22 protein-coding genes are annotated in these 25,281 nt (G+C 73.8%); 11 read left to right on the plus strand and 11 right to left on the minus strand.

What is annotated here, in order from left to right; genetic code table 11:
• Positions 1-24 precede the first annotated feature (24 nt).
• Entirely contained in the window at positions 25-717 is a 693-nt protein-coding gene (locus Sdi02f_RS26850; RefSeq protein ID WP_051783105.1) for an alpha-ketoglutarate-dependent dioxygenase AlkB family protein, read from the plus strand.
• Positions 714-1,952, plus strand: a complete 1,239-nt coding sequence (locus Sdi02f_RS26855) for an ROK family protein (RefSeq protein WP_030398848.1) — start codon at positions 714-716, stop codon at positions 1,950-1,952. Before Sdi02f_RS26850 ends, Sdi02f_RS26855 begins: the two co-directional genes overlap by 4 nt.
• A gap of 21 nt (positions 1,953-1,973) precedes the next feature.
• On the opposite strand, the gene Sdi02f_RS26860 is transcribed toward Sdi02f_RS26855, so the two are convergent.
• Positions 1,974-2,369, minus strand: coding sequence for a VOC family protein (locus Sdi02f_RS26860; protein WP_031081184.1), 396 nt, complete (start codon positions 2,367-2,369; stop codon positions 1,974-1,976).
• A 175-nt stretch (positions 2,370-2,544) separates the two neighbouring features.
• Between Sdi02f_RS26860 and Sdi02f_RS26865 the strand changes: the two genes are divergently transcribed.
• Positions 2,545-2,829: an SHOCT domain-containing protein gene (locus Sdi02f_RS26865; protein ID WP_030398850.1), complete on the plus strand. Its 285-nt coding sequence runs from the start codon at positions 2,545-2,547 to the stop codon at positions 2,827-2,829.
• Between the two features lie 138 nt (positions 2,830-2,967).
• Here the strand turns inward: Sdi02f_RS26865 and Sdi02f_RS26870 are convergent, their stop codons facing one another.
• Positions 2,968-3,516: an ATP-binding protein gene (locus tag Sdi02f_RS26870; protein WP_174843398.1), complete on the minus strand. Its 549-nt coding sequence runs from the start codon at positions 3,514-3,516 to the stop codon at positions 2,968-2,970.
• A 185-nt stretch (positions 3,517-3,701) separates the two neighbouring features.
• A complete protein-coding gene (locus Sdi02f_RS26875; RefSeq protein ID WP_030398852.1) occupies positions 3,702-4,025 on the minus strand; it encodes a hypothetical protein in 324 nt (107 codons plus the stop codon).
• Between the two features lie 360 nt (positions 4,026-4,385).
• Between Sdi02f_RS26875 and cds1 the strand changes: the two genes are divergently transcribed.
• Positions 4,386-5,510 (plus strand): L-cysteine desulfhydrase Cds1, encoded by a 1,125-nt coding sequence (gene cds1 / locus Sdi02f_RS26880; RefSeq protein WP_030398853.1) that lies wholly within the window; start codon positions 4,386-4,388, stop codon positions 5,508-5,510.
• Between the two features lie 60 nt (positions 5,511-5,570).
• Here cds1 and Sdi02f_RS26885 read toward each other — a convergent pair whose 3' ends face one another.
• Positions 5,571-6,395, minus strand: coding sequence for a DeoR/GlpR family DNA-binding transcription regulator (locus Sdi02f_RS26885; RefSeq protein ID WP_031081187.1), 825 nt, complete (start codon positions 6,393-6,395; stop codon positions 5,571-5,573).
• 406 nt (positions 6,396-6,801) lie between these two features.
• Here Sdi02f_RS26885 and Sdi02f_RS26890 point away from each other — a divergent pair, with 406 nt between their 5' ends.
• A complete protein-coding gene (locus Sdi02f_RS26890) occupies positions 6,802-9,054 on the plus strand; it encodes a hypothetical protein (RefSeq protein WP_239156161.1) in 2,253 nt (750 codons plus the stop codon).
• Positions 9,055-9,082: 28 nt separating this feature from the next.
• On the opposite strand, the gene Sdi02f_RS26895 is transcribed toward Sdi02f_RS26890, so the two are convergent.
• From Sdi02f_RS26895 to Sdi02f_RS26910, 4 genes are all read right to left on the minus strand, one after another.
• Positions 9,083-11,524: a right-handed parallel beta-helix repeat-containing protein gene (locus tag Sdi02f_RS26895; RefSeq protein ID WP_030398856.1), complete on the minus strand. Its 2,442-nt coding sequence runs from the start codon at positions 11,522-11,524 to the stop codon at positions 9,083-9,085.
• A gap of 108 nt (positions 11,525-11,632) precedes the next feature.
• Positions 11,633-12,238 carry an Rv1733c family protein gene (locus Sdi02f_RS26900; protein ID WP_030398857.1) on the minus strand — a complete coding sequence of 202 codons (606 nt, stop codon included), beginning with the start codon at positions 12,236-12,238 and terminating at the stop codon, positions 11,633-11,635.
• Positions 12,239-12,472: 234 nt separating this feature from the next.
• Positions 12,473-13,300: an MOSC domain-containing protein gene (locus Sdi02f_RS26905; RefSeq protein ID WP_031184443.1), complete on the minus strand. Its 828-nt coding sequence runs from the start codon at positions 13,298-13,300 to the stop codon at positions 12,473-12,475.
• Positions 13,301-13,342: 42 nt separating this feature from the next.
• Positions 13,343-13,786: a DUF6643 family protein gene (locus Sdi02f_RS26910; protein ID WP_030398859.1), complete on the minus strand. Its 444-nt coding sequence runs from the start codon at positions 13,784-13,786 to the stop codon at positions 13,343-13,345.
• Between the two features lie 295 nt (positions 13,787-14,081).
• Between Sdi02f_RS26910 and Sdi02f_RS26915 the strand changes: the two genes are divergently transcribed.
• Positions 14,082-15,386 (plus strand): TerD family protein, encoded by a 1,305-nt coding sequence (locus tag Sdi02f_RS26915; RefSeq protein ID WP_030398860.1) that lies wholly within the window; start codon positions 14,082-14,084, stop codon positions 15,384-15,386.
• A gap of 18 nt (positions 15,387-15,404) precedes the next feature.
• Here the strand turns inward: Sdi02f_RS26915 and Sdi02f_RS26920 are convergent, their stop codons facing one another.
• Entirely contained in the window at positions 15,405-16,640 is a 1,236-nt protein-coding gene (locus Sdi02f_RS26920) for a glycosyltransferase (RefSeq protein WP_164366648.1), read from the minus strand.
• Between the two features lie 39 nt (positions 16,641-16,679).
• Between Sdi02f_RS26920 and Sdi02f_RS26925 the strand changes: the two genes are divergently transcribed.
• The 4 genes from Sdi02f_RS26925 (at position 16,680) to Sdi02f_RS26940 (ending at position 20,343) form a co-directional block, all read left to right on the plus strand.
• The gene (locus Sdi02f_RS26925; RefSeq protein WP_030398862.1) at positions 16,680-17,465 is read left to right on the plus strand and encodes a glutamate racemase; all 786 of its coding nucleotides are present in this window, start codon (positions 16,680-16,682) and stop codon (positions 17,463-17,465) included.
• Positions 17,466-17,544: 79 nt separating this feature from the next.
• On the plus strand, positions 17,545-18,087 hold the full coding sequence (locus Sdi02f_RS26930; protein ID WP_030398863.1) for a hypothetical protein: 543 nt from the start codon (positions 17,545-17,547) through the stop codon (positions 18,085-18,087).
• 95 nt (positions 18,088-18,182) lie between these two features.
• The gene (lnt, locus tag Sdi02f_RS26935) at positions 18,183-19,796 is read left to right on the plus strand and encodes an apolipoprotein N-acyltransferase (protein WP_053639840.1); all 1,614 of its coding nucleotides are present in this window, start codon (positions 18,183-18,185) and stop codon (positions 19,794-19,796) included.
• A gap of 67 nt (positions 19,797-19,863) precedes the next feature.
• Entirely contained in the window at positions 19,864-20,343 is a 480-nt protein-coding gene (locus tag Sdi02f_RS26940; protein ID WP_053665658.1) for an NUDIX hydrolase, read from the plus strand.
• A gap of 45 nt (positions 20,344-20,388) precedes the next feature.
• Here the strand turns inward: Sdi02f_RS26940 and Sdi02f_RS26945 are convergent, their stop codons facing one another.
• A complete protein-coding gene (locus Sdi02f_RS26945) occupies positions 20,389-22,443 on the minus strand; it encodes an NPCBM/NEW2 domain-containing protein (RefSeq protein ID WP_108934178.1) in 2,055 nt (684 codons plus the stop codon).
• Between the two features lie 335 nt (positions 22,444-22,778).
• Positions 22,779-23,828, minus strand: coding sequence for a LacI family DNA-binding transcriptional regulator (locus Sdi02f_RS26950; RefSeq protein WP_203714789.1), 1,050 nt, complete (start codon positions 23,826-23,828; stop codon positions 22,779-22,781).
• Between the two features lie 138 nt (positions 23,829-23,966).
• Between Sdi02f_RS26950 and Sdi02f_RS26955 the strand changes: the two genes are divergently transcribed.
• Positions 23,967-25,271 carry an ABC transporter substrate-binding protein gene (locus Sdi02f_RS26955; protein WP_030398868.1) on the plus strand — a complete coding sequence of 435 codons (1,305 nt, stop codon included), beginning with the start codon at positions 23,967-23,969 and terminating at the stop codon, positions 25,269-25,271.
• The last annotated feature ends 10 nt before the right edge of the window (positions 25,272-25,281 follow it).

Consider the following 25,281-nt stretch of genomic DNA (forward strand, 5'->3'; position numbering starts at 1 on the left):
CGGACCGGAGGCAGGATGGGGACCATGGACGCCGAGCTGTTCCCCAGGACCCGCGCCGAGACCGCGCCCGGCGCCGTCCACGTGCCGGACTGGCTGGACGCGGAACGGCAGCGCGAGCTGCTGGACGCCTGCCGCGAGTGGGCCCGCCCCCCGGCCGGACTGCGCACCGTGCGCACCCCCGGCGGCGGCACCATGAGCGCCCGGCAGGTCTGCCTGGGCCGGCACTGGTACCCGTACGGCTACGCCCCGACCGCCGTGGACGGGGACGGTGCCCCGGTCAAGCCCTTCCCGGCCCGGCTCGACGCCCTCGCCCGCCGGGCGGTGACCGACGCGCTCGGCGCCGAAGCGGTGGCACCCGCGCCGTACGACATCGCGCTGATCAACTTCTATGACGCGGACGCCCGCATGGGGATGCACCGCGACGCCGACGAGCGCTCCGACGCGCCCGTGGTCTCCCTGAGCCTCGGCGACACCTGCGTCTTCCGCTTCGGCAACCCCGGGACCCGCGCCCGCCCCTACACGGACACCGAGCTGCGCAGCGGCGACCTGTTCGTCTTCGGCGGCCCCTCACGGCTGGCGTACCACGGGGTGCCGAGGGTGCACCCGGGCACCGCGCCGCCCGAGTTGGGGCTCGCCGGACGGCTGAACATCACGCTCCGGGTCAGTGGGCTCCAGGTCACCCGCGCGGGACGGATCATGGGAGACTCCCCCTCATGAGCGGCAAGGCGGACCCCCGGGCGGCGGGGGAAGGGACCACCTCGAGGACGCGGCTGGACCGGGGGCGCGGTGCGCTCGGACCCGCGTTGGAGCTCGTGCACACCGGACGCGCCCCCACCCGGGCCGTCCTCACCGCGGAACTGGGCGTGACCCGGGCCACGGCCGGCGCGGTCGCCGCCGAACTGGAGGCGCTCGGCCTGATCCGGGTGGACGCCCGGCCCGGCGCGGCGGCGGGCTCCCAGGGCCGCCCCTCGCACCGCCTCTCGGTCGCCGAGGACGGGCCCGTCGCCCTCGCCGCCCAGATCCACGCCGACGGTTTCCGCGCGGCCCTGGTCGGCCTGGGCGGCCGGATCGTCGCCACCACGCCCGGCTGCGAGGTCGTCGACGCCGACCCGGCGAAAGTGCTCGGCTCCGTCGTCGAGGCGGGCGCGGGACTCCTGCGGGAGACCGGGCGGCGCTGCGTCGGCGCCGGACTCGCGGTGCCGTCCGCCGTCGCGGAACCGGAGGGCCTGGCCCTGAATCCGCTGCACCTGGCCTGGCCGGCGGGCGCGCCCGTGCGGGAGATCTTCGCGCGGCAGGTGCGCGCCGCGGGCATCGAGGGACCCGCCTTCGCCGCGAACGACGTCAACCTCGCCGCCCTCGCCGAGCACCGCCACGGTGCCGGACGCGGCGCCCGCGACCTGCTGTGCGTGGCCACCGGCCACCGCGGGGTCGGCGGGGCGCTGGTCCTCGACGGCCGTCTGCACACCGGGAGTTCGGGACTGGCCCTGGAGGTCGGCCATCTCGCCGTCAACCCCGAGGGCCGCCCCTGCCACTGCGGCAGCCGAGGCTGCCTGGACGTGGAGACCGACCCGCTGGCCTTCCTCACGGCGGCCGGTCGAGAGCCGGGACCCGAGGTGTCCCTGCTCCAGCAGTCCTACGACCTGATCCGCGGTCACTACGCCGACCCGGCCGTCCGCGCGGCCACCGAGACCCTCATCGACCGCCTGGGCCTGGGCCTCGCGGGCCTGGTGAACATCCTCAACCCGGACCGCATCATCCTCGGCGGACTGCACCGGGCGCTCCTCGACGCCGACCCCGAGCGGCTGCGCGCGGTCGTCGCCGGGCGCAGCCTGTGGGGCCAGAGCGGCGGGGTGCCGATCCTGCCCTGCGGCCTGGACCACAACAGCCTGGTCGGCGCCGCGGAGTTGGCCTGGCAACCGGTCCTGGACGACCCGCTGGGCGTACCCGCCTGACGAGCCGGACGGCGGTGCGCCTCAGGCCGCGGGCCCGCCGCCGCTGGGGGCGCGGCTGAGGTCGACCACGCAGAAGACGTTGTCGTCCGGGTCGGCCAGGACGACGAAGTCGGGGTCCGGCGGGTACAGGTCCCACTCGACGGCCCGCGCGCCGAGGCCGATCAGCCGCCGCACCTCCGCCTGCTGCTCCTGGGTGGAGTCCGTGAACAGGTCGAGATGCAGCCGGGGCCGCGGCTCGGGCGGCGAGTCGCTGCGCAACAGCCCGAGCGCGTGCCCGGAGCCGTCCGCGTACGCGAGCGTGCGCCAGGTCTCGCTGCTCCACTCCTCCACGGCGACCAGCGGCAGCGCCGCCGTCCAGAACGCGACCGCGCGGGGGATGTCCGTGACACCGACGACGGGGATTCCGAGTCTCAGCATGATCCCGACCCTACGTACCGCGCACGCCCGTTGCCCAGCGAAGCAGGCCCGGACCTCCGCCGTACTCCGCGCGGGGTACGCACGGTGCCGCCGGCCGTACGACGACCCGGGGCCCTGTCCCGAGTCAGGCTCGGAAGCGAGACGAAAAGACAACGCGACCGAGGAGTGGGACGACATGGAGACCCTGGCACAGTTCGGCGACGGCGGGCCCGGCCCGTGGATCCTGCTCTTCCCGGTGATCTGGGTGCTGGTCATCGGCGGCGCGATCACCCTGCTGCGCCGCACGGTGTGGCGCGGACGCCGCGGACCCGGGCGGCCGTCGGCCGTCGAGGATCACTCGCCCATCGCCGTACTCGGCCACCGCTTCGCCTCCGGAGAGATCGACGAGGACGAGTACTGGCGCCGGCTGACCGTGCTGGACGAGCAGTTCGGGCGGACGGGCAGGGGCGGCGCATCATGACCACGACGACGGCGCGCGGCGGTGACGGCACCGCCGCCCGGCCCTCGTCGGGGCCCGCGTCATGAGGGGCGGGTGCCGCGGGCGCCGGCCCGGACCCCGCCGCACGGTCCCCGGCAGCGGACGACGGTCACCGCCCGGTCAGCCGGCAACGGCCGACCGGGCGGGAGCGGGTTGACGGCTGCCGAGGTCGACCGCGTGCTCGACCTCCGCGAACGCGGCGGCCGGCACCTCCTCGACCAGACGGCGCGGTGCCCGGGCCGGCACGGGCGGTGGGACGGGTGGCGCGGCGGTGACGGACGTCGGAAGGGTGAACCAGACGACCTTCCCGGCCTCGCCCTCCGGCCGTGCGCCCCAGCTCTCGCTCATCGCGGCCACCATCGCCAGCCCCCGCCCGCACGTCGCGAGCGGCTCGGCGTCGTCCACGACGGGCAGGTGCGGATCGTGGTCGCGCACCGAGACCGTGAGCCGGTCCAGGAGCAGTTCCATCTCCACGGTGCACGTCTTGTCGGGCCGGGCATGCAGGTGGACGTTGGTCAGCAACTCCGTCACGCCGAGCACCGCCCGGTCGATCAGGAGATCCATGTGCCAGTAGCGCAATTGCGCAGATACGATTCTGCGGACCTGGCCGATCCGCGACGGCAGGGCTTGCAGCTCCACCGTGCACTGTCTGCTTGGGTGACTGATCACGGCTGCGACTCCCCGACATAGAGGTCCGGAAGAACACGGAGTTCGGATCCAGCGAGGCGCACACGGCGCACGCCGCCCGCTGTCATGGCCGGCGGGCTGGTTCGCAGCGTTGTCGCCGGTAAACCCAGAGTGACGTGAGACCAGCGTGACGCAAGGGGTGGGGCACCGCAAGTCGCGGACATCCCTCAGCCGCGGCGTCCGGCCGCCCTGCGCACCGCCTCGATGAAGCGCCGTGCCGCGGGCGGGCCCGGCTCGCCGGGGGCGGGGTCGTGGTCGCCGAGGGTCAGCAGGTACCGCGTGCCGTTGAGGTCGGCCAGCGCGCGGTCCTCGGGGCCGAACCACGGGCGGGAGGCCCGCACCGCCTGCACCGGCGCGCTGTCTATCTCGCTGCCGACACTGGTGAGCAACTCGACCCGGCCACCGCTGATCCGGACCGTCCCGGCCCGGGTGAGCGACCGCAGCCGTCTGCCGATCCGCACCCCCGTGGCCCTGAACTCCGGCTCCGCCATGGCCGTCGCCCCCTCGTGCCCGTCGGTTGCCGGACCGTGCACCGACCGCGATGCTCCGGTACCGGCTCGTGTCGTGCTCCCGTGTGCGCCCGCGACGGGAATCCGGTCCCGCCGCTGGCAGTCTGCCCGTACCGCGCCCCGAGCACCAGTGCGCGCCGCCCGCTTTCGGGAGGCGACCGGAGCACTCGCGCGAATGCGCCCCCCACCGCGCCCCGGAGGCGCCGGACTCGCCGGCCCAGGGGTGCCTTTGAGGCGCCCAAAGGGGTGTTTATGCAGGTGAGAAGCGTGTGGAAGGTGTTTATGATCGGTGCTGTCGGCCGCGCTGTCCGCCGTCGGCGCACCGCGTAAGGAGCCCCCGAAGTGAGCACTGACCGGCAGACCGGCACCGGCGCCACCCTGGACGTCGACCACAGCGACGCCGCCTACCGCACCTGGCTGAAAGAGGCCGTCCGCAAGGTCCAGGCCGACGCCAACCGCTCGGCCGACACCCACCTGCTGCTGTTCCCGCTCCCGGAGGACTGGGGCATCGACCTGTACCTGAAGGACGAGTCGACCCACCCCACGGGCAGCCTCAAACACCGCCTCGCCCGCTCGCTGTTCCTCTACGGCCTGTGCAACGGCTGGATCCGGCCGGACCGGCCCGTGATCGAGGCGTCCAGCGGCTCGACCGCCGTCTCCGAGGCGTACTTCGCGAAGCTGATCGGCGTGCCCTTCGTCGCCGTCATGCCCCGCACGACGAGCACCGAGAAGATCCGCCTGATCGAGTTCCACGGCGGACGGTGCCACTTCGTGGACGACTCCCGGCGGATGTACGAGGAGTCCGCCCGCCTCGCGGCCCGGACCGGCGGCCACTACATGGACCAGTTCACCTACGCCGAACGCGCCACCGACTGGCGCGGCAACAACAACATCGCCGAATCGATCTTCCGCCAGCTCCGCCTGGAGCGGTATCCCGAGCCGTCCTGGATCGTCGCCACGGCCGGCACCGGCGGCACCTCGGCCACCCTCGCCCGCTACGTCCACTACATGCAGTACGACACCCGGGTCTGCGTCGCCGACCCGGACAACTCCTGCTTCTTCGAGGGCTGGACCACCGGCGACCCCGACGTCTCCTGCGACCGGGGCTCCCGCATCGAGGGCATCGGCCGGCCCCGGATGGAACCCAGCTTCGTGCCCGGCGCCATCGACCGCATGATGAAGGTGCCGGACGCGGCGAGCGTCGCGGCCGTACGCGCCCTGGAGCGGGCCGTCGGACGCAAGGCGGGCGGCTCCACCGGCACCGGACTGTGGAGCGCGCTGAAGATCGTCGCCGAGATGGTGGCCGCGGGGGAGCGGGGCAGCGTCGTGACGCTGCTGTGCGACCCGGGGGACCGGTACCTCGACAAGTACTACTCGGACGCCTGGCTCGCCGAACAGGGCCTCGACATCGAGCCGTACACGGCGGCGATCGAGTCCCTGCTGCGCACGGGCACCTGGCCGCACTGACCACCGCCGCGCGCGCCGGCGCTCCCCCGGCCCGCCCCGCGCGCCCGGGGCGGGCCGGCGTCACTCGGCCGCCGGCTCCGGTTCGCCCGCCACGACCAGGCCGAGATGCTCGGCGACCTCCGCGCGGGCCCGTGCCGACAGGCCGGAGTCGGTCACCAGCGTGTCCACCTGCTCCAGCGTCGCGAACGAACTCAGGCCCACCACACCCCACTTGGTGTGGTCCGCGACCACGACGACACGCCGTGCCGACTGCACCAGACGCCGGTTCGTCTCGGCCTCGGCGAGGTTCGGCGTGGACAGGCCCGCCTCGGCCGATATCCCGTGCACACCCAGGAACAGCACGTCGAAGTGGAGCGTCGCGATCGCCTGGTCGGCGACCGGGCCGACCAGCGAGTCCGAGGGCGTGCGCACCCCGCCGGTGAGGACCACCGTCGCCGCGCCCTGCCGCGCCCCCGAGGTGCGCTGGGCCACGTGGAACACGTCGGCGACCCGCACCGAGTTGGTGACCACCGTCAGATCCGGCACGTCCACCAGCCGGTGCGCCAGCGCGTACGTCGTCGTCCCGCCCGACAGCGCGATCGCGGCGCCCGGCGCGACCAGCTCCGCCGCGGCGTGCGCGATGTCCTCCTTGGCGGTCGGCTCCAGACCCGACTTGGCCTCGAACCCCGGCTCGTGGGTGCTCGCCTCGGCCACCGGCACCGCGCCGCCGTGCACCTTCTCCAGCACGCCCTGCCGGGACAGCGCGTCCAGGTCGCGGCGGACCGTCATGTCCGACACACCGAGCTTGCGGGTCAGCTCGTTGACCCGGACCCCGCCCCGGCGGCGCACCTCGTCGAGGATCAGGGCGCGTCGCTGCTCCGCGAGGAGGTTCGGATTCTCACTCACGTACGCTCCGGTCCTTTCGCCGCACCACCGTCCGACACGCCGACGCACTCGCTCCGATGAGGACTTCTCCCCGCACCCGTGCGCGGACGCCCCATCCTCGCACGCCCCACGACGGCCCGCGCCACCGCCCGTCCCGGCCGCCCGGCCCCACGGATCGGGGAGATTCCGTGCCGACGGGTGTACGGCGCCCGCGGAATGGAGATCCTTGTGCCCGCACGGGCACAAGCCGACGGCGCGTCACGGGGGAGTGCGGACAGTGGCAGAGGCACAGGAGAAGGCCGGGAAGGACGGGACCGCCGGGAAGGAGGGGAAGGACGGGACCGCCGGGAAGGACGGGAAGGACGGGAAGAGCGGCACCGCCCTGGAACTCCTGGTGCACGGAGTGGGCGGCACGACGCCCGCCGAGATGCTGGACGACCCCCGGACCGTGCGGATCACCGGCGACCACGTCGCGGCCGTCTTCCGGCGCGCCGAGGATGCCGACGCCGAGTCCCGGCCCGAGGACTACCGGGGACGGCCGGTGCCCGAGGCCTACGTCTGGTGCAACCTCACCTCCGGCAACGGCACCCGCGCCCTGTGGCTGCTGCTCCTGCCCTTCATGGTCGTCAACATCGCCCACTGGATGCGGCCCGCCGCCCGCGGCCGGGTCCGCACGGTCCGCCTCTACGGGCTGCTGCTGCGGCTCACCGGCCTCACCCTGACGGTGCTCCTGGTCGCCGCCGCCTGCGAGGTCGCCCTCGACCTCGTCGCCTGGCAGTGCGCGGGCACGCGCGCGTGCGCCGAGCGCCACTCCTGGCTGGGCTTCCTGTCGCCGGTGATGTCGGACGGCGGCTGGTGGAGCACGCCCGGCCGCAGGCTCGCCCTCGCGGCCGCGGTGCCCGCCGCGCTGACCGGGCTGCTGTGGTACCTGTCGCTGCGCACCTGGCGGGCGTACGAGTCCCAGCAGCCGATGGACCGCGAGAGCGACCCCGAGGAGGACCCCCGCCGTGCCGCGCTGGGCCGGCCGGGATTCTGGTACGGGCGGCGTCTGGTGGCCCGGCTGCGCGCCGCGCACACCGCCGCCGGACTGCTGACCGTCAGCACGGGGATCGTCGTCCCGGCGGCCCGCCACGACCGCCTGCCGGGCGGACCTGCACTGCTGGACACACTGGGCCGGGTGCTGCTCGGGGCACTGGTCGCGGGAGCGGTCGCCGTGGTCGCGGTGGTGTGCCGCAGGGGCCGCAGCGAGAACCGCCTCGACCGGGAACTCGACGAACACCTCGTGCGCCGCCTGCCGCTCGCCTCCCTCCTGCTGTTCGTCCTCGCCCTGGTGTACGGCGGCTGGGCCCGCCCCGGGTGGACGTCTTACGGGCGGCTCTCCGGGGACGCGGCCTTCGGCACCCTCGCACTGGTGCAGGGGCTGCTCGTCGTCGCGCTGGCCGTCGTCGCCCACCTGCTCCACCGCAGCCGCCCCGACGCCCGCGCCGCCGTCCGCGGCCTGGGCGGCCCCGCCGTCGCCATGCTGGCCTGCGCGCTGGGCGGGGTCATGTCCGGCGGCGTCTCCCAGCGGGTCTCCGACTGGATGGACGGCACCGGCACCTACCTCGCCGGCCCGCCCGTCCTGCTCACCTGGCAGGCCTCCGTCATCCCCCCGCTGCTCGTCGTCGTGCTCCTGATGTGCGCCGCCCTCGCCCGGCACACCGTGCGCCGGGCCCGCGTGGAACGCGACGCCGTAGAACACGACCACCCGGGGGAGGCGGGGGACTCGGGGCGCACCCGCCGCATCGCGCTCGCCCGGGCCATGGCCGGCCTGACCGACCGGGCACCCCTGCTCGTCGCCCTCACCTCGGGCGCCACCCTGCTGCTCGGCGCCGCAGCCCTGGTGGGCGCCCTCACCACCGACCAGGTGCCCGGGGAGGCGGCGCGCGGCACGTACGCCGTCGTCCAGGGCGCCGCGCAGACCGCGCAGGAACTGGGCTCCTGGCTGATCGGCCTCGGCTTCATACTGTTCGTCACCTGGGGCAGGCGCGCCTACAAGGACGCCTCCGCGCGGCGCACCATCGGCATCCTGTGGGACGTCGGCACCTTCTGGCCGCGCGCCGCGCACCCCTTCGCCCCGCCCTGCTACGCCGAGCGCGCGGTGCCCGACCTGACCTGGCGCATGGCGACCTGGACCCGTGCCACCGGCGGACGCCTGGTCATCTCCGGGCACTCCCAGGGCAGCGTCCTGGCCGCCGCAGCGTCCTGGCAGCTCGAGCCGTCCGCCCGCAGGCGGGTCGCCCTGCTCACCTACGGCTCCCCGCTGGAGCGGCTCTACGGCCGCTGGTTCCCGGCCCATTTCGGTCCCGACGCGCTCGCCTCGCTGCACGAGGAGGTCGACTGCTGGCGCAACCTGTACCGGCGCACCGACCCCATCGGCGGCCCCATGCGGCTGCCGGGCGACGCGGGTCCCGCGGTGGACCGCGCGCCCCTGAAGGACCCGCTGACGTACGGCCGCACCGAACTCCACCCGCTGCCGGCGCCGATCCTCGGCCACTCCGACTACCAGGCCGACCCGGCCTTCGCCGAGGAACGCGCCCGCCTGCTGGCCCGGCTGCGCCCGGAGGTGCCGGCCCCGCGCCACACGGACGGGGCGGCGACGTCCGTCCCGGCGGCGGACGACACGACCGGGAACTGCTGAGACCCGCCCGGCCCGGACACCGTCCGCGCTACGGCAGTTCGGGCAGGTCCTCGGGGTACAGCAGCGTCAGGTCGTCCGTGCTGGGGTCGGCGATCTGGGCGACCCGGCTCGCGTGCCGCTCCACCATCGCCTCGAAGGTCTGGCGGGCGGTGCGGCCGTTGCCGAAGGCCGGGCCCTTGGGGATCTCCGCGAAGTACTTCGTCAGCGCCTGGGGCGTGCCCGGCCCCAGGCGGTACTCGTGCTCGTCGGCCTGCTGCTCCACGATCCGCAGCAGCTCCCCGGGGCCGTAGTCCCCGAAGGTGATGGTCCGCGAGAACCGGGACGCCACACCGGGGTTGACGGACAGGAAGCGCTCCATCTCCGCCGTGTACCCCGCGACGATCACGACGACGGACTCCCGCTGGTCCTCCATCAGCTTGACCAGCGTGTCGATGGCCTCCTTGCCGAAGTCCCGGCCCGCGTCCTCGGGCGAGAGCGCGTACGCCTCGTCGATGAACAGCACGCCCCCGTGCGCCCGCTGGAACGCCTCCTGGGTGCGGATCGCCGTCGAGCCGATGTGCTCGCCCACCAGGTCCACCCGCGACACCTCGACCAGGTGGCCCTTGTCCAGTACCCCGAGCGAGGCGAGGATCTCGCCGTACAGCCGGGCGACCGTCGTCTTGCCCGTGCCGGGGGAGCCGGTGAAGACCAGGTGCCGCTTGACCGACGCGGCCTTCAGGCCCGCCCGCTGCCGGCGCCGGCCCACCTCGATCATGTCGGTCAGCGCCCGCACCTCGCGCTTGACGCTGTCCAGGCCCACCAGGGCGTCCAGTTCGCCCAGGACGGCCTTCGAGGTCCGGGCGGGCTCCGGCGGGACGGTGCCCGCGATCAGCGGCTCCTGCTCGGTGGTGCGCTGCCCGGGGATCGAGCCCAGCAGCCCCGGGGACTGGGCCGCCGTCTGCACCACCGGCTCGGGCGCGACGGGCTCCGCCGTCAGGCCGGTGCTCTCGTCGCCGGTGCAGTCCTCGACCAGCGGCCCGGAGCCGTACGCCGCGTCGGGGCCGGCGTCCGCGAACTCGTACCCGCCGCGCGCGCACCGCTCCGTGCGGCACTTCTTCAGCGTCGTACGGCACCCGTCGATCACGTGGAAGCCGTAGCCCGCGCTGTTGGTGACCCGGCAGTCGAGGAAGCTGCCGCGACCGCCGGCCGACACGTACACGCCCGCCTCGGAGGGCGCGTCGACCGTGCAGCGCTCGATGGTGGGGTCGGCGCCCTTGGTGACGATCACACCCGTGCGATTGCCGTCCAGGGTGCAGTTGTTCAGGGTGCCGCCGCTGCCGTGGTCGCGGAACCACGCGCCGGTGGCGGCGTCCCGGATGCGGCAGTCGTCGAGCTGCGCCGTGGCGCCGTCGCTCACCGACACGGCGGTGTTGCGCACCTGGGAGAGGTCGCTGTCGACGACGTCCGCGCGCGAACCGCGGTCCAGGACGAACAGCGCGTCCGGCACGTCGTGCACCCGGCAGGAGTCGAGCACCGCGGTGGCGCCGTCGCTGACCCAGACCGCCGGGTAGTCGCCGGTGCTGTCGAAGATCTCGCACTGGTTGGCGTCCACGCGCGTGCCCGGGTCCCACACCGACAGGCCGTTGCGCCCGAACTGCCGCACGCTGGTGCGGGTCAGGGTGAGGACCGAGCGGGACCTGAGGTCGACCGCGTTCTCCGGGATGTCGTGGATGCGGCAGTCGGCGAGGGTGAGCACCGCGTCCGTGTCCAGCGTGACGCCGTCGCCGGTGGTGCGGTGCACGTCGCAGTCGGTGAGGTGGGCCGTGGCCCGGCCGGTCACCTGCACGCCGCTGCCCCGGACCTCGTAGACCTCGCAGCCGACGGCCTCCAGGGCGGAACCCTCGCCCGTCGCCGTCAGCCCGGAACCCGCCGCGTGGTGCACCCGGCAGCGCTCCAGCCGGGGGTGGGCGCCGGAGCGCACCGCGACCCCGGCCTGGCCGGCCGCGACGACCTCGCACTCCTCGAACACGCCGCCCCCACCGTCCAGGACGGCGATGCCGACCCCGGCCGGATTGTCGACGGTGCAGCGCCGCACCGTGGGACGCGCGCCGCCCCGCACCTCTATCCCGGAGGCGGAACGCGCGACGACGCGCAGCCCCAGCAACTCCGGCGTGCCGTCCTCGACCAGCACCGCGGGAGCCGCCGCGTCCTGGCCCTCGACGTGCAGGTCCTGGATCACCGCCGAGGCCCGCACGGTCAACGGGACACCGTCGGTGGGCGCGATGCGCACCGACCCCTGGGCGCCCTCGGGCCCACGGAGGGTCACCGCCCGCTGGACGACGAGGTTCTCCCGGTAGGTCCCGGGAGCGACGGTGAGGACGTCACCGTCGGCCGCGGCCTCCAGAGCGGCGGCGAGCGATGCGTACTCACCCGTGCGGCGCCGCCACCGCGAGGTGCCGGTGTGCGTCACCTGGACCGTGCCCTGTGCCATGGCGTTGCTGTGCCCCCACCTCGTCGTACGCGGGTCGTCGCCGATTCGGTTCGGCCGGTCCACCGTAGCGTGCGCGCAGGTGGTCAGTTGACCGGAGGCGGAAGCCGGTCAACTGCCCGCGCCGGTCCTGCCCCAGTCCGGCCCCGCCCGCTCCCACTCCTGCTCCAGGCGCGCGTACCGGCGGCGGACCAGGCGCCAGACCACGATCCGCCGGGCGGCCTCCACGAGGGCCGCGACCGCCAGCGCCGCACCGAACCCGGCGAGGACGGCGTGGGTGGTCGCGGTCGCCGGGTCCAGCGGGCGGGCCACCTCACGGCCCCGCGCGTCCGTCCACAGCGCGAACCGGTCGCCGGCGGACGGCTGGTCGAGGCCCACCAGGACCGGCGCCTCGTGCCGCGAGCCGTCCGGCCCCGTCCAGCCGGCCAGGACACGGCTGCGCAGGTCCTCCCCGGAGGCGCCCTCCGGATCGACGCTCAGGGGCGAACGCTCCAGGGGACGGACCACGGTGGCCGTCACCCGGTGCCGCGCCTCGTGCTGCTCGCGCACCGACCGCTGCAGCGCGTGGTGCGCACCACCGCCCGCGAGCGCGCCGGTCAGGGGGGCCACGGACAGCATGAGCAGCAGCGCCGTCAGCGCCACCCAGGCCTCGGCCAGATCGCTTGTGCGGCACAGGGGATTGCCTCGCCAGCGCCAAAGACCCCTGATCGCTCGCACGCCCGTGCCCCCTTCCCGCTCCGCTCCGCCGCTCCCCCCGCCGAGCCGTTCACGCGGAACCCGGGCCGGCCGGGCCGCGGGAACGTGCCGTCCCCGCCCGTCGGTTGCTGCCGGCCGAGTTCTCATGAAGCTCTCATGCAACCCAACGCGCGGACCCCGCGACGGGTTCCCGTCGCCGGGCCGCTCGTCCGGGACGGGCCCCGGTACCGCCCGTTCGGCGCGAACGGGTGCGCGTCACTCGATGATCCGCACGGGATCGCCGACCCTGACGGTGCCGCCGCCGAGGGGGACCAGGTTCTGCCCGAAGAGCAGTTTTCCGGCGACGCGCCGGTGCCGGGCGAGGCTGCGCAGGGGCTCGGCGCCGCGGTCGGCGGTGCTCTGGTCGGTGGTGGTCACCACGCACCGCCCGCTCGGTCTGGCCACCCGCAGGACGACCTCGCCGACGGCGACGCGCGACCAGCCGTCCTCCTCCCAGGCTCCGGTGCCGGAGACGACCAGGTTCGGCCGGAAACGGTTCATGGGCAGCGGGCCCTCGTCCGCGTGATCGCCCCGCGCGATCAGTGAGTTGAGGGCGTCGAGCGAGGCAGTGGTGGTCAGCAGCAGCGGGTAGCCGTCCGCGAAGGAGACCGTCTCGCCCGGCAGCGCGTACCGCGGGTCCACGGGCCGGCGGATGGCCGGGTCGTCCAGGTGCACCAGCCGGACGCCCGTCCCGAGCAGCGCACTGCACCAGGCGTGCGCGGCCTCCTCCTCGGCGGGCAGCACCTCGACCTTGTCCTGGAAGAGCCGCACCGTCACGGTGGCTCCCGGGCGCGGGACCGCAACGGCGAGCGGTGCGAGGCCGGGTGCGGACAGACGTACGCCGCCGCCGGGCAGAAGCTCGGCGGCGGCCAGGGCGAGGCGCGGCTGCTCGCGTTGCGTGACGACCTTTCCCCCGTCGTCGACCAGCATCCAGCGTCGGTCTCCGGCCGGCCCCCAGGGCTCCACGACGGCCTCCTGGAGCGACAGGCCCCGGAACGCCTTGACCGGATGGACGTGGATCGACCGCAGCCGCGCATCCCTCATGAGGTCATCGTGCCAGGCGGCACGGACAACCCTGAGGACGGCTCAGTAGCCGCGGTACTGCTGCTGGTTGTACGGGTCCTGGTACGGCGCGGGGGCCGGCCGGGGAGCCGCGGGGCGCATCGCCTCGTACCCCGCGGGACCGGGCGCGGCCGGGCGGGGCGGCTGAGGCTGCTGCGGACCGGGGTACCCGCGCGGCGCGGTCGCCTGGTGCGGGATGTAGGCGGCCGGAGCCTGCTGCAGCGGGGCGGGCTGCGGGGCCTGCTGCGGGTAGCCGTAGGAGGGCTGCGAGGGACCCGCCGGGAGGGCGGGCAGGGCGGACGGCAGCGCGGGCAGATGACTGCTGCTCGGCACGTCGTACGCGGCGGGGACCCGGATCGGGGCGATCTGCGGTGTGCCCCGTTCGGCCACGAGCGAGTCGTAGATCGGGGTGTCCGGGAAGGAGGCGGAGTAGTAGCCGCCGCCATAAGTGGAGCGGGGGGAGGTCATGGCCATAAGTTAAGCCCACGATCTGCTGGTTGGGGAGACCGATAAGAGGGTTGTTTTCCGTGTCCGCAGTGACCTGACATCCCCAATCCGAGCGAACTCGGCGAAATGGGGCACCGCGCCGCATGTTTTTGCGGTAAAGGCGGAGTTCCGGGAGGGTTACCGGCGGGTCGGCCGCCTTTCCGCCGGGCGCCCTCTGCAAGGGCGCGCGGCGCGGAGAATAGGTTGTGCGTCGGAACCCGACGACGTGCCGGGACACGGCCCGGCGCCGTGACACGTGATGGGGGCGGACATGTCCATGTCGAAAGGCTCGAACACCCAGGTGCCGACGACGGCGCTGCGGGTCGAACTGGGCTGGCGATCCGGCCCCGGCGTGCCCGACGCGGACGCCTCCGCGCTCCTCCTGGTGAGCGGAAAGGTCCGCTCCGACGGGGACTTCGTCTTCTACAACCAGCCCGCCCACTCCTCCGGCGCGGTCCGGCACGAGGGAAAGCGGGACGTCGGCGGACGGGTGACCGACACCCTGCTCGTCGACCTCGGGCGCGTGGAGCCCGCGATCGAGACCGTGATCCTCGCCGCCTCCTCGGACGGCGGATCGTTCGGACAGGTCCCGGACCTGTACATCGAGGTGCGCGACGCCGCCCGGGACACCGTCGTCGCCCGCTTCGACAACCCGGGCGCGACCGTCGAAACCGCCTTCGTGCTCGGCGAGTTCTACCGCCGGCAGGGCGCCTGGAAGTTCCGTGCCGTCGGCCAGGGGTACGGCAGCGGACTGGAGGGCCTCGCCACCGACTACGGCATCTCGGTGGACGAGCCGCAGCACACACCCCCGCCCGCGCCCCCGGCGCCGGTGTCCCCGCCGGCACCGCCCGTACGGCCCGCACCGGCGGCCACGACGCCCCCGCCGGCACCTCCCGCGCCCCCCGCCGCGCCCCCGTCGGCCACCCCGCCCGCCGCGGCCCCGGTCCGCCTGACCAAGGTGACGCTCACCAAGGCGGCGCCCTCCGTCTCGCTGACCAAACAGGGCGGCACCACGGGCGCCATGCGCGTCAACCTCAACTGGCAGGTGCGCAAGCAGTTCTCGGGCTGGGCCCGCAAGCTCGGCCGCCCGGCCGCCATGCACGACGACCTCGATCTCGACCTGTGCTGCCTGTACGAACTGAGCGACGGCAGCAAGGGTGTCGTCCAGGCCCTCGGCAACGCCTTCGGGGCGCTGCACCAGCCGCCCTTCATCCACCTCGACGGCGACGACCGCACCGGCGCCGTGGCGACCGGCGAGAACCTCACCATCAGCCTCGACCACCAGCGGTACTTCCGGCGCATCCTCGTCTTCGTGACCATCTACGAGGGCGCCCGCTCCTTCGCCGACCTGCACGCCACGGTCACCCTCCAGCCGCAGTACGGCGCACCGGTCGACTTCTCGCTCGACGAGTGCACCGTGCCCTCGACGGTGTGCGCCCTCGCACTGATCACCAACACCGGAAACGACCTCGTCGTCCAGCGCGAGGCCCGCTACCTGGTGCCCGAGCGCGGGGTGAGCCCGCAGCGGACGATCGACCACGCCTACGGCTGGGGCATGAACTGGACCCCCGGCCGGAAGTGACCTTGGCGGGCCGGTGCGTCAGCCCTCCTCGGGCACGGCGTCCGGACGGGAGTAGGTGCGGCCCTTCCAGGCCGCGCCCCGCCCCCGGTAGTGCTGCACCGCCGAGTCGACCGTCATCAGGAGATACAGGAACGCGGTGAACGGCAGCAGCGGCGCCGCCCACCAGGGCTGCCCGTAGTAGCCGAGCATCGGCAGGTACGACCCGGCCATCACCAGCCACGCCGCGCCGCCCAGCAGGGCCACCGTGCCCTGCCCGGCCGCCAGGCCGAAGAGCACCGCCCCCGGCGGCACCAGATACACCAGGGCCAGGCCGGCGACCGTACCGGCGAGCACCAGGGGGTTGTGCCGCAACTGCGCGTACGCGCTGCGCGAGACCATCCGCCACAGGTCGTGCAGCCGCGGATACGGACGGACGCTGTCCACCCGTTCGGCCAGGCCCAGCCAGACCCGGCCGCCCGCGCCCTTGACCGCGCGGGCGAGGGCCACGTCGTCGATGACGGCGTGCCGGATGGCGTCCGGGATCCGCGCCCGCTCGGCGGCCTTGGTGCGCAGCAGCACACAGCCGCCCGCCGCGGCCGCCGTGCGGGTCCCCTTCTTCCCCGCGCTCCCGGCGCGGCCACCGCCGATCCACCGGAACGGATAGAGCTGGGCGAAGAAGTAGACGAACGCCGGCACGACGAGCCGCTCCCACAGGCTCTCCACGCGCAGCCGCGCCATCTGGGAGACGACGTCGAACCCGCCGGCGCCGGCCGCCGACACCAGCGCGCGCAGACTGTCCGGCGCGTGCGCGATGTCGGCGTCCGTCAGCAGCAGGTACTCGGGCTCACGGGCGCGTGCCAGGCCGATCCCGTGCCGCACCGCCCACAGCTTGCCCGTCCAGCCCGCGGGCGGCTCCCCGGGCGAGGCCACGGTCAGCGGCAGCCCCTCGTGCCGCCGGGCCAGCTCGCACGCCAGCTCACCCGTGCCGTCCGTGCTGCCGTCGTCGATCAGGAAGACCTCGGCCCGCCCCGGATAGTCCTGGGCGAGCAGTGACGGCAGGCTCGCGGGCAGCACCGCGGCCTCGTCGCGGGCCGGAACGACGACGCACACCGCAGGCCAGACGTCCGGCTCCTCCCGGGCCGGGAGTCTGACGTCCGTGCGCCAGAAGAAGCCCCGGGCGAGCAGCAGCCACAGCCAGGCGGCGAGGGAGAGGGCTGACACGACGGTCACGACGGAAGTCCACACATCGGCGCTCACGTGCGCAGTCTGCCCCACGGCACCGGCCGGTGGCGGCGCATCGTCTATGGTGGCCGGGTGAAGATCGCGCTCATGGACTCCGGGATCGGTCTGCTGGCGGCCACCGCCGCGGTACGGCGGCTGCGACCGGACGCCGATCTCATCCTCTCCCTGGACCCCGACGGCATGCCCTGGGGCCCGCGCACCCCCGAGGACCTGACCGGGCGTGCCCTCGCGGTGGCCGAGGCCGCCGCCGCGCACCGTCCGGATGCCCTGATCGTCGGCTGCAACACCGCCACCGTGCACGCGCTGCCCGCGCTGCGCGCCCGGCTCGAGCCCGAGGTGCCCGTCATCGGCACCGTGCCGGCGATCAAGCCCGCCGCGGCGGGCGGCGGCCCCGTGGCGATCTGGGCGACACCGGCCACCACCGGCAGCCCCTACCAGCGGGGACTGATCGAGGAGTTCGCGGACGGGGCGACGGTCACCGAGGTGCCGTGCCCGGGACTCGCCGACGCCGTGGAGCACGCGGACGAGGCGGCGGTCGCCGCGGCCGTCGCCGCCGCCGCGGCGCTGACACCCGACGACGTGACGACCATCGTGCTGGGCTGCACCCACTACGAACTGGTGGCCGAGCGCATCCGTGTCGCCGTCCAGCGGCCCGGCGCCCCGCGCCTCGTCCTGCACGGCTCCGCCGGGGCGGTGGCCGCCCAGGCGCTGCGCCGGATCGGCGCCCGGCCCGACCCCGGCGCCCCGGCCGCGGGCACCCTGACCGTGCTGCTCAGCGGGCGCGAGGGCACCCTGCCCGCGCCCGCGCTGGCCTACGACGAGGGCAGGCTCCTGCGCGCGGTCACTCCCGCCCGCTGACCGCCGCGCCCGCCCGGTCGGCCCAGTCACCCTGCGCGACGAGGTACCCGCGCAGCGAAACCTGAGTAACCTCATATCCATGAGGCGTCGCCCGGGCGAGACCGTCCCCCAGCCGCACGTCTGGACCGGCCGTGCCACCAGCCGGATCCAGTGGTTCCTGGCGCTCATCGGCGCCGCCTGCGTGGCGCTCGGCATCGCCCTGGCCGTCGAATCGGCCTGGGAGTCCGGCGTCGCCCCGCTCGCCATGGCCGTGGTCGGCTGCATCGCGGCGGGACTGCTCGTCCTGTTCGGCACGCTCGCGTTCGTGCACGTGGCGCTGAGAGTCGACGAGGACTGCCTCGAAGTGCGCTGCGGCCACATCGGCGTGCCCCGCCGCCGCATCCCCCTCTCGCACGTCGCCGGTGCCGAGTTCGCGCCGCACGTCACCCCGCGCCACTGGGGCGGCTGGGGCTACCGGTGGCGGCCCGAGAGGGGCACCGCCGTCGTCGTACGCCGCGGGGAGGGCCTGATCCTGCGGCTGTGGGACGGCCACACCTTCACGATCACCGTGGACGACGCGGAGGCGGCCGTCCAGGTCATCAAGGACCGGCTGCGTCCGAAGACCCCGGGCCCGGCACGCTGAGCCCGCCGGGCGGCCCGGACGCGGCGTGCCCCCGCCCGCGCCGCCCCCGGACCGTCCCGCTCCGGGTCCGGGGCACCCGCCGTACACTCCGGTGGGTGACAGCCACCGCAACCTCCGTCGGCGAGCCGGACCGGACGCAGCCGCAGACCACGCCCCCTTCCCGGGCCGTCGCGCGGCTTCTGCGCCTCCTTCCGGCCGCCGCCGCAGCGCTCTCCGGAGTGCTGCTGTATGTCAGCTTCCCGCCGCGCACCCTGTGGTGGCTGGCGCTGCCCGCCTTCGCCGTCTTCGGGTGGACGCTGCGCGGCCGGAGCTGGAAGGCGGGCCTCGGCCTCGGCTACCTCTTCGGCCTCGGCTTCCTGCTGCCCCTGCTGGTGTGGACCGGTGTGGAGGTCGGCCCCGGCCCCTGGATCGCCCTGGCCGCCGTCGAGGCGCTCTTCGTCGCGGCGGTCGGCGCGGGCGTCGCGGCGGTGTCGAAGCTGCCGGGGTGGCCGGTGTGGGCGGCGGCGCTGTGGACCGCGGGGGAGGCCGCACGCGCGCGCGTGCCCTTCGAGGGCTTCCCCTGGGGCAAGATCGCGTTCGGACAGGCGGACGGCGTGTTCCTGCCGCTCGCGGCGGTCGGCGGCACACCGCTGCTCGGCTTCGCGGTCGTGCTGTGCGGCTTCGGTCTCTGCGAGGCGGCGCGCCTGGCCCTCCGGGCCCGCCGGGGCGCGGGGGTGCGGCGCGGTGCCGCGGCGGTTGCGCTGCTCGGCGTGGCCGTGCCCGTGGTGGGCGCGCTGGCCGCCCGGCCCCTGGTCAGCGACGAGGCCGAGAACGGCACCGCGACCGTCGCCGTGATCCAGGGCAACGTGCCCCGCGCGGGGCTCGGCTTCAACGCACAGCGCCGGGCCGTACTCGACTACCACGCGCGGGAAACCCTGCGCCTGGCCGCCGAGGTGAAGGCGGGCAGGGCGGCCCGCCCCGACTTCGTGCTCTGGCCGGAGAACTCCTCGGACATCGACCCCTTCGCCAACGCCGACGCCCGCCGGATCATCGACGAGGCCGCCCGGGCGATCGGCGCGCCCATCTCCGTCGGCGGCGTCGTGGAACGCGACGGCAAGCTGCTCAACGAGCAGATCCTGTGGGACCCGGACAAGGGCCCCGTCGACACCTACGACAAGCGGCAGATCCAGCCCTTCGGCGAGTACCTGCCCCTGCGCTCGCTCATCGGGGCGATCAACGACACCTGGACCTCCATGGTCAGCCGTGACTTCAGCCGCGGCACCGAGCCCGGCGTGTTCACCATGGCGGGCACCGAGGTGGGCCTGGTCACCTGCTACGAGGCGGCCTTCGACTGGGCGGTGCGCTCCGAGGTCACCGACGGCGCGCAGATGATCTCGGTACCCAGCAACAACGCCACCTTCGACCGCAGCGAGATGACCTACCAGCAGCTCGCCATGTCCCGGGTCCGCGCGGTCGAGCACAGCCGTACCGTCACCGTCCCGGTGACCAGCGGCGTCAGCGCGATCATCATGCCGGACGGCAGGATCACGCAGAAGACGGGCATGTTCGTGGCGGACTCCCTGGTCCAGGAGGTCCCCCTGCGCTCCTCCGAGACGCCCGCCACCCGCCTCGGTGTCGCCCCCGAGCTCGTCCTGGTGCTGATCGCGGCCGGCGGGCTCGGCCGGGCCGTCGGTGCCGGTGTGCGCGGTCGACGCGCCCGCGACGTGTAGCCGTACGCCCGCCGCACGCCCCGCGACACGGCGGGAGCGGCCCGCCCGTCCCGCTAGGGTCGGGTCCATGGCTACTCCCGACTTCATCCGTGACCTGCGCGCTTCGGCCGGACACCAGCTCCTGTGGCTCCCCGGAGTCACCGCCGTCGTCTTCGACGACGAGGGCAGAGTGCTGCTCGGCCGGCGATCGGACAACGGTCGCTGGTCACTCATCGGGGGCATTCCCGAACCGGGGGAGCAGCCCGCCGTCTGCGCCGTCCGCGAGGTGGAGGAGGAGACCGCCGTCCAGTGCGTCGTCGAGCGGCTCGTCCTCGTGCAGGCGCTGAAGCCGGTCACCTATGACAACGGTGACGTCTGCCAGTTCATGGACATCACCTTCCGCTGCCGGGCCGTGGGCGGCGAGGCCCGGGTCAACGACGACGAGTCGCTCGAGGTGGGCTGGTTCGCGGTGGACGCCCTGCCGGACATCAAGGATTTCGGCCAGACCAGGGTCAAGCAGGCCCTGTCCGACGCCCCCGCGTGGTTCGAACCCGCCCCTTCCCTCTGAAACACGGGGTGCGCCCGTACGGCGGCAGCACCCCGTGCCGCGGCCTCAGGCGCAGGTGACCCGCACGTCGGCCCAGTCCGCGTGGTCGTAATCCATGCCGTCCCCGGCGTCCGTGACGACCAGGCGGACGACGTCCGCGCCGGAGACGTCGGCGGAGACCGCGCGGGCCGGGTCGGCGTGGGTCACCGTGCCCGTCGAGGCGGCCCGGGTCCCGTCGGCCCAGACCTCGAAGGCCACGCTGCCCCGGTCGCCCGTCTCGTCGTCCACGCCGACCTGCGCGGTCACGGTGCTGCAGGCGCCGCCGAGGTAGTACTCCACGCTGCTCGGCGCGTGCACGCCGAGCCCCTTGGCGAACGTCGTGCCGCCGATGGTGAGCGGCCCTCCGTCGCCGGCGCCGCTCTCGCCCACGCTCCGGTCCCGCTCGACGGGGCCCCAGCCGTTCGACGCGCTCAGCGGTCCGGCGTCCGACAGGGCGGACTCCCCGGCGGGCAGCGGGACGCCGACGCGCACCGTGACCGGCACCGAGGAGGTGATCCGGGTGCCGGAACGCGTGCGGTACTCGGCCGTGAGAGTGAGGTCCCGGTCGCCTGCCGGCGTTCCCGCGGGGACCGTGACGTCCCAGTCGGTGGCCAGGGTTCCGCCCGGCCTCAGGGCGCGGGCCGACGTGGCGGAGGCGGGAGCGGCGCGCCAGCCCTCGGGGACGGTCAGGGAGACGCTCACCGAGCGGGCCGCGGTGCCGCCCAGGTCGGTGACCTCGGAGGTGATCCGCTCGGTCCGTCCGGCCTCGGTCACCGTGCCGCCGCCGGCGCTCACGTCCACGGCGGGCGGGTACTGGGCCCACTTCCTGTCGGCGTGCACCCGCACCAGCACGGTCCCGTGCGCGGGCACCGTCGCCGCGATCGTGCCCGTCGTGTGGGTGTCACTGTGCTTCCACAGGTCCCGCACGGTGTAGCCGCGCGCCCCGGGCAGACCGACGGCCCGCGCGGTGGTCTCGATCCGCTGGGCCCGTGAGCCCTCGTTGAACAGCGCGACCGCCCGGCTGCCGTCGGCCAGTTCCTTCGAGACGACCCACCGGCCGTCCTGCGAGGCGACGACCTCGCCCTGCTTGCCCAGGGGGTCCTGGTCGACCGCGACGACCTCGCCGTTGGTGAGGATCTCGAACGCCGACTCGGGCGCCGTGCGCAGGTCGGTGCCGATCAGCAGCGGGGCGGCCATGATCGACCACATGGAGAAGTGCGTGCGGTACTCGGTGTCCGTCATGCCGCCGTTGCCGACCTCCAGCATGTCGGGGTCGTTCCAGCCGCCGGGACGCGCGTACGGGGCGAGCTCGAGGTTGGCCTTCATGATCGACGACATCGAGCTCCAGGAGTCGCTGATGTCCCCGGTGGTGCGCCAGAGCTGGCCCAGGTCTCCGGCCCACTCCCAGGGCTTGTTCTGCCCCCACTCGCAGATGCTGTAGACGATTGGCCGGCCGGTGGCCGCCAGCGCGTCGCGCATCGTGGTGTAACGCTGCTTCGCGTCGACGCCCTGGTTGTTGCAGTTGTCGTACTTGAGGTAGTCGACACCCCAGCCGGCGAACTGCCGGGCGTCGCTGTACTCGTGTCCCAGCGCGCCGGGGAAGCCGATGCTGCTGCACGTCTTCGTGCCGGCGCTGGTGTAGATGCCGAACTTCAGGCCCTTGGAGTGGACGTAGTCGGCGACCGCCCCGATGCCGTTCGGGAAGCGCTCGGGGTCGGGTACCAACTGGCCGTCGGCGTCGCGCTCGGGCAGCGCCCAGCAGTCGTCGAGGTTGACGTACTCGTAGCCGGCGTCCTTCAGACCGCGCTCGACGAAGAGGTCGGCGATGCCCTTGACCATCGACTCGTCGAACTCGGCCCGGCAGTGCGTGGAGTTCCAGTTGTTGAAGCCCATCGGCGGCGTGCGGGCCAGGTCCTCGTGGCCGGACGCCGCCGGGGCCGGTACCGGGACCGGGGCGGGCACGGTGACCGGGACGGCCCGCGCGCTCACCCCCAGGCCTCCGGCGGCCAGCAGCCCGGCGATGAGCGCGCCCAGGAGGCGGCGCCCGGTGACGCGTGGTGTGCGCAAGGGAAGGTGACGCATCGTTACGTTCCTCCGCGGCTCGTCGGAAGCGGCGCGTGTGAAGAGCACGCACCGTCAACGCGCGCTCACAGTAGGGGTGTTGAGGTCTGGGCGAAAGAGGGTGGTCCTGAGGACTTCTGTGCGTCGTCCTTGTGGCCGGGGAGGCTCGGCGTACGCGGACGGAAGGCGCCCGGGCGCCGGAAGGCGTCCCGCGCCGCGGATCTGGCGCCCCGTCGGGTCCGGGGCGCGGACGAGCCGGGCCTGCCGTGGTCACGCATGGCCTGGAACGGACGCCCCCGCTCCCCGGGCAGCCGCCGTCGGACCCGCGGCCGGGTAGCGGCAGCCGCAGCCTGCCCTCACGCCACCGCGTCACCGGGCGCCGCCGCACTGCCGCCCGGTGGCGCGGTGCTCTGTCGTACGACGAGGTGGGTCGCCAGCTCGATGCGGCGGCCCGGGCGGCCCGGGTCGTCCGGGCGGAAGAGCATGCGGGTGGCCTCCTCGGCCATGTGCCGCAGCGGCTGGTGGACGGTGGTCAGCGGCGGGCTCGACCACTGGGCCAGCGGCACGTCGTCGTAGCCGACGACCGAGAGGTCCTGGGGCACCCTCAGGCCGCGGACGCGCGCCGCCTCCAGCACGCCGAGCGCCTGGAGGTCGCTGCCCGCGAAGACCGCCGTCGGCCGACCGGGGCCCGCGAGCAGGTCCATGCCGTGCTCGAAGCCGCTCCGCACGTCGTAGTGGCCGTGGCGGACCAGGGCCGGGTCGACCGGCAGGCCCGCCATGGTCATCGCCGAGCGGTAGCCGTCGAGCCGCGCCAGCGAGCACAGCATGTCCTCGAACCCCGTGACGATCGCGACGCGCCGGTGTCCGTGGCCGGTGAGGTGGCGGGTGGCCGCCAGACCCCCGGCCCAGTTGGCGGAGCCGACGGACGGGACGTCGGGGTCGGGGTCGCCGGCCGGGTCGACGATGACGAAGGGGATGTTCCAGGACCGCAGCCGCTGCTTGACCTCCGCGGGCAGCGAGGAGAAGACCAGCACGACGCCCAGCGGCCGGCGCCTGAGCACGCCCTCGATCCAGTCCGGGGCGGGGGCGTGCCGGGTGCCGCTGCGGGTGAGCACGACCTCGGTCCGATGGGCCCGGGCGGCGTTCTCCACGCCCCGGACGAGTTCCATCGCCCAGACGCTGTCCAGCTCGTGGAAGACGAGTTCGACCAGCGGTGAACGCGGGCGGGCCGCGGTCCGGCGACGGTATCCGTGCACGTCGAGGAGCCGCTCCACCCTGGCCCGGGTGGTGCGGGAGACATCCGAACGACCGTTGAGGACCTTCGAAACAGTCGGCGGGGAGACCCCCGCCTCTTTCGCCACCTGCGCCAGGGTCACCCTGGCGCCCACCTCAACTTCACCGTGCATGCAGGCAGGATAGGTCATGCGATCGATAACGTTTTGAGTCGGCAGCCGCACGGCCATTGACCGGAAATCCGGTCTCACTTTACTGTCCGACCAGCATGGACTTTCGGTGATGGCGCCGAAACTTTCGAAAGGCGAACGATGAAGACACGTGCGCGCTTGCCCAGACTGGTCGCCACCGGTGCGACGCTCGCCCTGGCGCTGAGCCTGTCGGCCTGCGGTGACGGGAACGGCGGGGCGTCGTCGGACGACGGCAAGATCCATGTCCTGGTCTACGGGGACGCCAGCAACAAGGTCGAACAGCAGGTCGTCGACACCTTCAACAAGACGTCCGACGTCAAGGCGGTGCTCGACACCATCCCCGGTGCCGACTACCAGACGAAGCTCCAGACGATCATCAACACCCCGCAGGCCCCGGACGTCTTCTTCAACTGGGGCGGGGGCAGCATCAAGCCGTTCGTCAAGGCGGACCTGCTGCTGCCGCTCGACGACTTCATCAAGAAGAACCCGGATCTCAAGGGCAAGTTCCTGCCGTCCGTCTTCAACAGCGCCGTCGTGGACGGCAAGCCGTACGGCATACCGATGCGCGGCACCCAGCCGGTCCTGCTCTTCCACAACAAGAAGGTGCTCGAAGACGCGGGCGTCCAGCCGCCGAAGACCTGGGACGAACTGCTCGCCGCGGTGGGCAAGCTCAAGGACAAGGGCGTCACCCCGATCGCGCTCGGCGGCGGCGACGTCTGGCCCACCCAGATGTGGTTCCAGTACCTCTACGACCGCATCGCCGGTCCGGAGCTGTTCGCCAAGGCCGTCGGCGGCGACAAGAGCGCCTGGGAGAGCGCGGACAGCAAGAAGGCCCTGGACATGATCAAGCAGCTCGTCGACACCGGTGCCTTCGGCAAGAACTACGACTCCGTCAAGTACACCAACGGCGGCTCGGTCCAGCTGGTGGCCTCCGGCAAGGCCGGCTTCGAGCTGATGGGCTCCTGGTACTACTCCCAGCAGCTCACGGACCACAAGGAGTTCGCCGAGAAGGACCTCGGCTACTCCGCCTTCCCGACCGTCGAAGGCGGCAAGGGCGACCCGGCCGACGTGGCCGGCAACACCAACAACTACTACTCGGTGATGAAGAAGACCAAGCACCCCGAGGCCGTCGCCGAATTCCTGAAGCTCATGTACTCCGACGAGTTCGTCAAGGCGCAGCTCGACATCGGCAACCTGCCGACCACCACCAACACCGACAAGTTCATCGACGGTTCGGGCACCCCCGAGTACTCCCGCTTCCAGTACGACCTGGTCTCGGACGCGCCGAACTTCCAGCTCTCCTGGGACCAGGCCTACCCGCAGAAGGCCAGCTCGGACATGCACAAGGCCATCCAGCAGTTCTTCAACGGAACGCTCGACACGGACGGCTTCATCAAGGCCATGCAGGCCCTCCCGACCGAGTGACGAACGGCTC

Origin of the sequence: Streptomyces ardesiacus, assembly GCF_003112575.1 — a bacterium.
Classification (GTDB): Bacteria; Actinomycetota; Actinomycetes; order Streptomycetales; family Streptomycetaceae; genus Streptomyces; species Streptomyces ardesiacus.

Excerpts from the sequence above, each read along its gene's own strand:
- Sdi02f_RS26860 (WP_031081184.1), bottom strand. The coding sequence starts at position 2,369 with ATGCTGAGACTCGGAATCCCCGTCGTCGGTGTCACGGACATCCCCCGC.
- Sdi02f_RS26855 (WP_030398848.1), top strand. The coding sequence starts at position 714 with ATGAGCGGCAAGGCGGACCCCCGGGCGGCGGGGGAAGGGACCACCTCG.
- Sdi02f_RS26875 (WP_030398852.1), bottom strand. The coding sequence starts at position 4,025 with ATGGCGGAGCCGGAGTTCAGGGCCACGGGGGTGCGGATCGGCAGACGG.
- Sdi02f_RS26865 (WP_030398850.1), top strand. The coding sequence starts at position 2,545 with ATGGAGACCCTGGCACAGTTCGGCGACGGCGGGCCCGGCCCGTGGATC.
- Sdi02f_RS26945 (WP_108934178.1), bottom strand. The coding sequence starts at position 22,443 with ATGCGTCACCTTCCCTTGCGCACACCACGCGTCACCGGGCGCCGCCTC.
- Sdi02f_RS26940 (WP_053665658.1), top strand. The coding sequence starts at position 19,864 with ATGGCTACTCCCGACTTCATCCGTGACCTGCGCGCTTCGGCCGGACAC.
- Sdi02f_RS26910 (WP_030398859.1), bottom strand. The coding sequence starts at position 13,786 with ATGACCTCCCCCCGCTCCACTTATGGCGGCGGCTACTACTCCGCCTCC.
- Sdi02f_RS26915 (WP_030398860.1), top strand. The coding sequence starts at position 14,082 with ATGTCGAAAGGCTCGAACACCCAGGTGCCGACGACGGCGCTGCGGGTC.
- Sdi02f_RS26905 (WP_031184443.1), bottom strand. The coding sequence starts at position 13,300 with ATGAGGGATGCGCGGCTGCGGTCGATCCACGTCCATCCGGTCAAGGCG.
- Sdi02f_RS26890 (WP_239156161.1), top strand. The coding sequence starts at position 6,802 with ATGCTGGACGACCCCCGGACCGTGCGGATCACCGGCGACCACGTCGCG.
- Sdi02f_RS26850 (WP_051783105.1), top strand. The coding sequence starts at position 25 with ATGGACGCCGAGCTGTTCCCCAGGACCCGCGCCGAGACCGCGCCCGGC.
- Sdi02f_RS26895 (WP_030398856.1), bottom strand. The coding sequence starts at position 11,524 with ATGGCACAGGGCACGGTCCAGGTGACGCACACCGGCACCTCGCGGTGG.
- Sdi02f_RS26950 (WP_203714789.1), bottom strand. The coding sequence starts at position 23,828 with ATGCACGGTGAAGTTGAGGTGGGCGCCAGGGTGACCCTGGCGCAGGTG.
- Sdi02f_RS26955 (WP_030398868.1), top strand. The coding sequence starts at position 23,967 with ATGAAGACACGTGCGCGCTTGCCCAGACTGGTCGCCACCGGTGCGACG.
- Sdi02f_RS26930 (WP_030398863.1), top strand. The coding sequence starts at position 17,545 with ATGAGGCGTCGCCCGGGCGAGACCGTCCCCCAGCCGCACGTCTGGACC.